At 36.5% G+C, this 9,637-nt stretch carries 9 protein-coding genes and 1 CRISPR repeat array; all 9 genes read left to right on the top strand.

Translation table 11 applies throughout. The annotated features are described in order from the left end of the window. Positions 1 to 131: 131 nt before the first annotated feature. The 9 genes from cas3 to cas2 all read left to right on the top strand — a co-directional run bounded on the left by cas3 (position 132) and on the right by cas2 (position 8,794). Positions 132 to 2,279 (top strand): CRISPR-associated helicase Cas3', encoded by a 2,148-nt coding sequence (gene cas3 / locus DXA18_RS13720; protein WP_118384380.1) that lies wholly within the window; start codon positions 132 to 134, stop codon positions 2,277 to 2,279. A gap of 310 nt (positions 2,280 to 2,589) precedes the next feature. Continuing rightward, the gene (locus DXA18_RS13725) at positions 2,590 to 3,057 is read left to right on the top strand and encodes a DUF3990 domain-containing protein (RefSeq protein WP_118384372.1); all 468 of its coding nucleotides are present in this window, start codon (positions 2,590 to 2,592) and stop codon (positions 3,055 to 3,057) included. After that, the gene (locus tag DXA18_RS13730; RefSeq protein ID WP_118384373.1) at positions 3,041 to 3,481 is read left to right on the top strand and encodes a hypothetical protein; all 441 of its coding nucleotides are present in this window, start codon (positions 3,041 to 3,043) and stop codon (positions 3,479 to 3,481) included. Before DXA18_RS13725 ends, DXA18_RS13730 begins: the two co-directional genes overlap by 17 nt. After that, entirely contained in the window at positions 3,482 to 4,144 is a 663-nt protein-coding gene (gene cas5c / locus DXA18_RS13735) for a type I-C CRISPR-associated protein Cas5c (protein WP_118384374.1), read from the top strand. After that, on the top strand, positions 4,141 to 5,889 hold the full coding sequence (cas8c, locus tag DXA18_RS13740; protein ID WP_118384375.1) for a type I-C CRISPR-associated protein Cas8c/Csd1: 1,749 nt from the start codon (positions 4,141 to 4,143) through the stop codon (positions 5,887 to 5,889). The genes cas5c and cas8c overlap by 4 nt, the downstream gene beginning before the upstream one ends. Further along, positions 5,890 to 6,801, top strand: a complete 912-nt coding sequence (gene cas7c, locus DXA18_RS13745; RefSeq protein WP_118384376.1) for a type I-C CRISPR-associated protein Cas7/Csd2 — start codon at positions 5,890 to 5,892, stop codon at positions 6,799 to 6,801. After that, positions 6,801 to 7,463 carry a CRISPR-associated protein Cas4 gene (cas4, locus tag DXA18_RS13750; protein ID WP_118384377.1) on the top strand — a complete coding sequence of 221 codons (663 nt, stop codon included), beginning with the start codon at positions 6,801 to 6,803 and terminating at the stop codon, positions 7,461 to 7,463. The genes cas7c and cas4 overlap by 1 nt, the downstream gene beginning before the upstream one ends. Then, on the top strand, positions 7,463 to 8,494 hold the full coding sequence (cas1c, locus tag DXA18_RS13755; RefSeq protein ID WP_118384378.1) for a type I-C CRISPR-associated endonuclease Cas1c: 1,032 nt from the start codon (positions 7,463 to 7,465) through the stop codon (positions 8,492 to 8,494). Before cas4 ends, cas1c begins: the two co-directional genes overlap by 1 nt. 9 nt (positions 8,495 to 8,503) lie before the next feature. Continuing rightward, a complete protein-coding gene (cas2, locus tag DXA18_RS13760; protein WP_118384379.1) occupies positions 8,504 to 8,794 on the top strand; it encodes a CRISPR-associated endonuclease Cas2 in 291 nt (96 codons plus the stop codon). A 178-nt stretch (positions 8,795 to 8,972) separates the two neighbouring features. Further along, positions 8,973 to 9,602: a CRISPR direct-repeat array (repeat unit 33 nt; unit sequence CGTCACTTCCCTTGCGGAAGTGTGGATTGAAAT). Positions 9,603 to 9,637 lie beyond the last annotated feature (35 nt).

Consider the following 9,637-nt stretch of genomic DNA (forward strand, 5'->3'; position numbering starts at 1 on the left):
CTAAGAAGTATGGAAGACATGCTAAAAAGGGGCAGCTTTGCGGAAGAAGACAAACATTGTGAGCAGTTATTATATTAAGACCCTCAAACAGAGATGTGGAGATGCAGAGGAAGTACAGAAAGGATAACAAAATGAAATATATTGCACATAAAGATGGAGAAAGAGTACAATCTGTAAAAGCACATTTGGAAGGAACGGCAGAAAGAGCTGGGGACTTTGCAGAAAAGTTTGGTAAAAGAGAATGGGGATATTGTTGCGGTATGCTGCATGATATCGGAAAGTATGCGAAAGAATTTCAGAAAAAAATACAGGAGAATACAGATGACAGAGTGGATCATGCTACAGCAGGAGCTCAGGTCTGCAAAGAACAGGGCAGGTATTATCCTATTCTGAGCTACTGTATTGCAGGTCATCATGCGGGATTGCCTGATTATGGAAATACTGCAATAAGTTCCAGTTTATGTGGACGATGGAAGAAAAGAATTTGCGATTATCAGGCTTATAAAGATGAAATCAGAATTCCAGAGCTGGATACTGAACCCATTGCATTTGATAAAGACAGAAATATGGATTTTGCACTTGGAACATTTATCAGAATGTTGTATTCGTGTCTTGTAGACGCTGATTTTCTGGATACAGAATTATTCATGAAAAATGGAGATACTGGAAGAAATTCAGGAGAATCCATGGAAATATTGCAAAATAGATTGAAAAACCATATCTCCGAATGGTTGAAAAATACAGATGAAGACACAATAAATGGACGAAGAACAGAGATATTAAATAATTGTATAAGAGAGGGAAAACAAAAAGAAGGGATTTTTCGCCTTACAGTGCCGACAGGAGGTGGAAAAACGGTTGCTTCTCTCGCGTTTGCTCTGGAACATGCAGTAAAGAACCATAAGGATCGTATTATTTATGTAATTCCATATACGAGCATTATAGAACAAAACGCCCAGGTATTTCGAGAAATACTTGGTGAGGAAAATGTTCTGGAGAATCATTGCAATGTAGATTATGAAAGTTCAGAAGAATTTAAACCGATGCAGCTTGCAAGTGAAAATTGGGACAAACCAGTTGTAGTAACAACAAATGTACAGTTTTTCGAATCACTCTTTGCAAATAAATCGTCGAAATGCAGGAAGATACATAATATTGCTAATAGCGTTATTATACTAGATGAAGCACAGATGCTGCCGATGGATTATCTGAAACCTTGTATAGCGATGCTTCAGGAATTAGTGGACAGTTATTCTGCAAGCATAGTATTATGCACTGCAACTCAGCCGGCGTTAGACTCGTTCTTTTCTAAAAATGAATTAATAAAAGAGTTATGCCCAAGAATGGAAGAACAATTCAGTTTTTTTAAACGAGTCAATTATCAGAATCTGGGAAAAATACGACAGGATCATTTGATCGAAAAATTGAAGAAGGAAAATAATGCATTATGCATTGTAAACACGAAAAAAGCAGCACAGGTGATTTATAAAGAATTACATGGAGAAGGAATCTATCATCTGTCAACAAGTATGTATCCGAAGCACAGAAAACGGGTATTGAAGACAATAAGAGAGCGATTGAAAAATAGTGAGAAATGTATTGTAATTTCAACAAGTCTGGTAGAAGCAGGAGTAGATTTAGATTTTGCAACGGTGTACCGCCAGATAGCGGGACTTGATTCCATGATACAGGCGGCGGGAAGATGCAACCGTGAAGGAAAGAGAGAATTATCGAATAGTATTGTCTGCATATTTGATTTAGAAGAGTTCCAGATTGCACAAAGACAGAGACAACAGATTGATGTATCTAAAGGTATTTTGCAGGATTATACTGATATAGCAGATTTAAAAGCGATTACTGATTATTTCACAAGACTATATCACTCTAGAGGTACAAGTTTAGATAAGAAAAAAATTATGGATGAATTTCAAAAGATGGAATGCAATTTCGCGAAAGTAGCGAAGGAATTTAAGTTAATTGAAGAAAATACCAAGACTATATTTATCAACAGGGAGCTTGATGCAGAAGAATTACTACAGGAATTACGAATCAAAGGAGTAACAAAAGAAAAAATGCGGAAAGCGGGACAGTATTGCATTCAGGTCTATGACAATACACAATCAGAAAATACCTTTTTTGATAAATTGAATGGAGCAGGTATGCTCAGACCTATAGCAGAAGAAATGCAGGATTTTTATGAGCTGGTTGATGGAGAGCAGTATTCAGAAGAATATGGATTGGATTTTTCGCTAGAGGATGGAATAGCGTTATTTGTGTGATGATAGTGGTGTGAATCATAAATAAGGGAGGTGCATGAGTAGTGAAACAGCTCATGCACCTCAGTTTTTTCATTAAAAATACTATTATTTCAACCCACTGGATTACCAGACGATATAATTATAAAAGATAATAAGTAATATTTCAATGAAATTTCAATAGTATTTAAAATGAACAAAAATGGTTGATCGCTAAAATAAACTGTAGTATATTGATTTTATAAAGAACGAAATAGCATAAGTAGATACTTTTAGCAAACGAAGTCAATATTGTGATTTGGCAATTTTATATAATTAGAAGGAGGAGAAAATTTTGATTTTGTACCACGGAAGTAAAGAGATTGTAGAATTTCCGGAAATAAGGAAAGCACTGTATAACAAAGACTTCTATTTTGGATTTTATTGTACCCGGATGAAGGAACAGGCAGAACGCTGGGCAACTCGATATGGTAGAAAAGGATATGTGAATTGTTATGAGTATACACCTGATAAAAAATTAAAGTACTTACTTTTTGAAGAAATGACGGAAGAATGGTTGGATTTTATTGTTGCTTGTCGAAGAGGACAATCACACGATTATGATATTGTAGAAGGACCAATGGCGGACGATACTATTTATAACTATGTACAGAATTTTATTGATGGGAAGATATCAAGAGCTGCATTTTGGGAACTCGCTAAATTCAATCATCCGACGCATCAGATTAGCTTTCATACGATATCAGCATTAGATACATTACAGTATGTAGGAAGTGAGGTAGTAAATGGGAACAAAAAATAATAATAAATTATTTTTTACATGCAGTTTGATTGAATACATCGGCCGCCTAAAAAAGAAAACCAGACGTGAAATAACAGAATTGCTAGGAAAAGAGAATATAGATAGAATTTATGAGTATGCAGATGTACTGCATTGCGAACCAATTGAAAAGGTTGCACATGAATTTGTAACGGAATGTAAGATTACAACAGGAAATTATGACAATGTAATTGAATGCCGCTATAGAATTCCTGATTATTGGGATATTGGTGAAGTTTATGAACGTTTGATAGAGGATAGCTATAAAGATTCTGAAATTTTAAAAGGGTTATGGGAAGTCTATCATTCATGGATAGACGAGAAAATATCAGATTATAACACAGATTTTTATTACCAGCCGCGGGATTATATTGCAGCATGCTATAAGAAAGGAGAAGTATTATAGATGGCTATAGGAGTAAAAGTGAAAGTGTGGGGCGATTATGCGTTATTTTCCAGGCCAGAGATGAAAGTCGAAAGATGTTCTTATGATGTTATGACACCTTCGGCTGCACGTGGAATTCTGGAAGCAATATACTGGCATCCTGGTATGAGATGGATCATTGATAAGATTTATGTGAAGAATCCAATACGCTTCACGAGCGTCAGGAGAAATGAAGTAAAAAGCAAAATATCTGCCAGCAATGTACTACAAGTGTATAATGGTTCAGATAAGCAGATTTATCTTAGCGCAAAGGAAGAGATTGTTCAGAGAGCGTCCATGATTTTATGTGATGTATGTTATGTGATAGAAGCACATTTTGAAATGACTGATAAGGCAAATGTATCGGATAATCCTGGAAAATTTAAAGATATTATAATGCGTCGTTTAAAAAGAGGTGAATGCTATCATATGCCATATTTTGGATGTAGAGAATTTCCGGCTCAGTTCTGCTTATGTGAAGAACAAAAGATACATACCAGTTATGATGAAGTAGCTGAAAAGGATTTGGGATTTATGTTGTATGATATGGATTATAGTAATCTGGATGAAATACAGCCGATGTTTTTCAGAGCAGTTATGAGAAAAGGCGTGCTGGATTTACGAAACTGTGAGGTGATCAGATGATTCTACAGGCATTGGTAAAGTATTACGAAGAACTTGTACAGCAGGGGAAAGTAGCAAAACCAGGCTGGTGCCAGGCAAAAGTATCGCATGCAATAGAATTAAATGAGGATGGAACAATAAAAACGATTATTTCACTGAAAAAGGAAGAGGAGAGAGGAAAGAAAAAAGTTTGGGTTCCTGAACCTTTATATGTGCCAGAGATGATTACAAGATCTTCTGGAATTGCTTCTAACTTTTTGTGTGACAATGCCAAGTATTTTCTGGGGATTGATGAGGATGGAACAAAACCGAGAATTATAGATTGTTTTCATGCGGCACAGGAAAGACATTTAACAATTCTTGCAAATGCAGAAGGAAAGATGGCGAGAGCAATTTGTCTGTACTTTAGAAAATGGGATCCGGAGCGAGCAAAGGACAATCCTGTGGTCAAAGAACACTGGGAAGAACTGAATGAAGGTGGAAATATTGTCTTTAGTATGCGAGGTATTTATGCACAGGAAGATGATGAAATAAGGAATATATGGGACACATTGCAAACTAAAGAAAGTAGTGGTAAGAAAGGGGCATGCCTTGTTACTGGACAGAAAGCAGAGATTGCACGCATCCATAGAGGAATAAAAGGTGTTCCGGGAGCACAGTCAAGTGGAGCAGCACTTGTGTCATTTAACGCTCCGGCATTCGAGTCTTATGGAAAAGAACAAAGTTATAATGCACCAGTTGGAAAGTATGCGGAGTTTGCATACACAACAGCATTAAATTATTTGTTAAATCAAAGAGAATATCGATTCCCATTAGGCGATTCCATGATTGTATTCTGGGCAGAATCCGGAAAAGAAGAATATCAAAAGACATTTTTATCTTGGATGAATCCCCAGCTAGATAATCAAAAAGAGATGAAAAAAGCATTTGGAAATTTAGAGAAGGGATTATGGGTAGACCTTGACGATATCGATTTAGACACAAACCAGTCCTTTTATATCTTGTGTCTTGCACCAAATGCAGCAAGATTATCAGTCCGATTTTTTTATCAAAATTCATTTGAGACTATTATTGAAAATATTTCCAGGCATTATCATCGAATGGAAATTGTGAAACCTTCCTGGGTGGAGAATGAATATCTAGGAATACGAAAAATGTTAGATGAAACAGTGAATCAAAAGTCAAAGGATAAAACTCCAGTTCCTAATATGTCAGCAATGGTATTGAGAGCAATTCTGGAAGATTCGAGATATCCGGAAAGCTTATATACGGATGCGCTGATACGGATAAGAGCTGAGCAAGGAAATGTCACTTATGGAAGAGCTGCAATTATTAAAGCGTTTTTGATTAAAAACCGTGGATGGAAAGAAGGAGAAGATGGTATGGGATTAAATGAAGAGTGTAAAGAGACTTCTTATATACTTGGAAGGATATTTGCGGTGTTGGAGTCAATTCAAAAGGATGCAAATCCTGGAATTAATGCAACGATTCGAGACAGATATTTTAACTCTGCATGTGCAACGCCGGCATCAATATTTCCAGTTTTGATAAAATTGAAAAACAGTCATATTAAGAAAATAGATCGGGAATCAGTTGCAGGAAAAATATATTATGAAAAATTGTTGGCTGATTTGATGGGGAAATTAGATGTATCAGAAGAAAATGCTGGAATTCCGAAACGATTATCATTAGAGGAGCAAGGAAAGTTTATGCTTGGATATTATCATCAGATGCAAAAGAAGTATGAAAAAAAGGAGGAAAAGTAAATGGGAGAAGTAATTAAAAATCGTTATGAGTTTGTTGTACTGTTTGATGTGGAGAATGGAAATCCGAACGGAGATCCAGATTCTGGCAATATGCCAAGAATAGATCCGGAAAGTGGATTGGGGTTAGTTACCGATGTATGCCTGAAACGAAAAATACGTAATTATGTAGAAACAGTAAAGGAAGACGCAAAGGGTTACAAAATCTATATTAAAGAAGATGTTCCATTGAACAGAAGTGATCGGGAAGCTTGTGAAAGTGTCGGAATCAAAGAAAAAGAAGATAAGAAAGTCACAGAAGCATTGAAGAAATTAAAAAAATCCGATGCAGATGTTGATATTAAACTAAGAGATTATATGTGTGATAATTTCTATGATATCCGTACCTTTGGAGCAGTTATGACCACTTTTGTAAAAGCCTCTCTGAATTGTGGGCAGGTAAGGGGACCTGTACAGCTTGGTTTTGCAAGAAGCATCGATCCAATCATCAGTCAGGAAGTTACGATTACAAGAGTTGCGATTACAACAGAAAAAGATGCTGAAAATAAGAGTACTGAAATGGGAAGAAAAAATATTGTTCCATATGGATTGTATCGTGTGGAAGGATATATTTCAGCAAATCTGGCCAGAAAAGTGACAGGGTTCTCAGAGGAAGACTTAGATCTTTTGTGGGAGGCAATTATTAATATGTTTGAAAATGATCATTCAGCGGCAAGGGGAAAAATGGCTGTCCGGGAGCTGATTGTGTTTAAGCATAGCAAAGAATTGGGTGATTGTCCGGCGTATAAACTTTTTGATGCAGTTGAGGTGAGGAAAAAAGCAGAGATTGAATATCCACGAAAATATCAGGATTATACAATTCAGATTCATGAGGAAATGATTCCAGATTCAGTTGAAATGAAAAGGATGATTTGATGGCATATAGAGAAGATGAATATTTAATGTTGTCAGGAATACAACATTTCAAATTCTGTCGACGGCAGTGGGCTTTGATACATATTGAGCAGCAGTGGGAGGAAAATGTCCATACGGTTATTGGAGAGTTAATGCACAAGAAAGTCCATGATCCATGTATAAAAGAAAAGAGAAAAGATACGATCCTTGTTCGGGCACTTCCAATATCCTCAAGCGAACTTGGGGTTAGTGGAGAATGTGATCTGGTAGAATTTCATAAATGCGAAGATGGAATTAAGTTGTTTGGACATAGAGGATTATATTCTGTTTTTCCTGTGGAATATAAAAAAGGAAAGCCTAAGGTAACAGACGAAGATAAATTACAGCTTACAGCACAGGCAATGTGTCTGGAAGAAATGTTTTCCACTACAATATCCGAAGGTGCACTGTTTTATGGAGAAACTAGAAGAAGAGAAAATATTGTATTTTCAAAGGAACTACGTAATGAAGTAAAAGAAATATTTCAAGAAATGCATCAGTATTATGCTCGGGGCTATACACCAAAGGTCAAAAAGAGTAAGGCTTGCAGTTTATGTTCATTGAAAGAAATTTGTCTTCCAAAATTAGAAAGAGCGGTATCAGTTTCTAATTATATAGCACAGGTACTGAAGGAGGATGAGTAATGAGAAAACTATTGAACACCTTATATGTAACATCTGAGAATAGTTATTTGGCATTGGATGGAGAAAATCTGGTTGTATATGAAGAAAAAAAAGAATTGGGAAGATTACCTCTACATAATTTGGATGGAATCGTTTCTTTTGGATACCGTGGAACTAGTCCGGCGTTGATGGGGGCATGTGCTGAGCGTAATATTTCACTTTGTTATCTCACTCCGCAGGGGAAATTTTTGGCAAGAGTAACAGGAAAGGTTCATGGAAATGTTCTTTTACGTGAGCAGCAATATGAAAGTTGTAAAGATGATGAAATAAGTCTTGCAATTGCAAAAAATTGTATTACTGGAAAAGTCTATAATGCAAGATGGGTCTTGGAACGGGCAATTCGTGATCATGGAATGCAGATAGATATAGAGGCGGTGAAGAAGGCGTCTTTGCATTTAAAAGAATCTCTACAATATATGCAGAATGCAGAATCGAAAGATCAACTGAGAGGTTATGAAGGAGAGGCGGCCAGTATTTATTTTAGCGTTTTTAATGAATTAATTTTACAGCAGAAAAAAGAATTCAATTTTCAGAAAAGGAATAAAAGACCGCCCAGAGATAATGTAAATGCGATGTTATCCTTTGTATACACGCTGTTGACAAATCAGATTATGTCTGCATTAGAAACAGTGGGATTGGATCCTTATGTCGGATATCTGCATACAGAGCGTCCTGGAAGAGCATCATTGGCATTAGATCTAATAGAAGAGCTAAGAAGTGTATATGCAGATCGTTTTGTATTGTCATTAATTAATAAAAGAATCGTGAATGGGAAAAACTTTTCTAAAAAAGAAAATGGAGCAGTTCTCATGGATGATGATTTGCGAAAAAAATTATTAGTTGAGTGGCAAAACAAGAAAAAAGAAGTCATTACACATCCGTATTTGAAAGAAAAAGTTGAGTGGGGAATGGTTCCGTATGTGCAGGCGATGTTGCTTGCAAGGTATTTACGAGGAGATTTAGATGGCTACCCAGTATTTCTATGGAAATGAGGTGGAAAGATGCTGTTGTTGATTACTTATGATGTAAATACGGAAAATGAAGCTGGAAAAAAGCGACTTAGAAAAGTTGCCAAGCAATGTGAAAACTATGGAAGAAGAGTACAAAATTCCGTATTTGAGTGCATTGTAGATCAGGCACAAAGTGTAATGTTAAAATCTTTGTTAACGGATATTATTGATGATAAAGTAGATAGTTTGCGATTCTATTATCTTGGAAATAATTATAGGACCAAGGTAGAGCATATAGGGGTAGAACGAGGAATTGCAGTTGATCAACCTTTATTCCTGTAATTTACAGGTGCGAGTGGCAAATATACATAAAATTACTAGGAGACTCGCACCAGAAAAAATAAACAAATTTGAGTGCGCTTTTACATATACAAGATGGTTGTGATAATATGCAAAAGTGTATTCAAATATATTTGTAAATATTTTATAAAAATGGGGAGATATTTTTGTGAAATATTGCTGTCACTTCCCTTGCGGAAGTGTGGATTGAAATATCGATGTCGTAAATAAAATCTCCCTCGTACACCGTCACTTCCCTTGCGGAAGTGTGGATTGAAATATCCTCCTTATCTTCTAACAGTTCCGGGTTATCGTCACTTCCCTTGCGGAAGTGTGGATTGAAATCAAGACTACTGCCACATCGTACAAAGCAGTCGGCGTCACTTCCCTTGCGGAAGTGTGGATTGAAATAATATAACACCACACATCATTATGTCCATCTGTGACGTCACTTCCCTTGCGGAAGTGTGGATTGAAATCTGATTTTGGTTGCTGTTCTTCTGTGCCGGTCTGCGTCACTTCCCTTGCGGAAGTGTGGATTGAAATAAATAAACAACTCGTTCCTTGTCGCCTTTACCACGTCACTTCCCTTGCGGAAGTGTGGATTGAAATACCGGTAGCAATCACGTTCTTGCTCAGCTTTATAGTCACTTCCCTTGCGGAAGTGTGGATTGAAATTAGAACGTGGAGCAGAAAAAGCCGGCTACATTAATGTCACTTCCCTTGCGGAAGTGTGGATTGAAATGGCAGATATATTAATTGCATTAATGGTCGCAGTGGTCACTTCCCTTGCGGAAGTGTGGATTGAAACACTTCCCTTGCGGAAGTGTGGATTGAAATTTATTT

The sequence above is a fragment of the Dorea sp. AM58-8 genome (assembly GCF_003464045.1).
GTDB classification, from domain to species: Bacteria; Bacillota; Clostridia; order Lachnospirales; family Lachnospiraceae; genus Claveliimonas; species Claveliimonas ammoniilytica.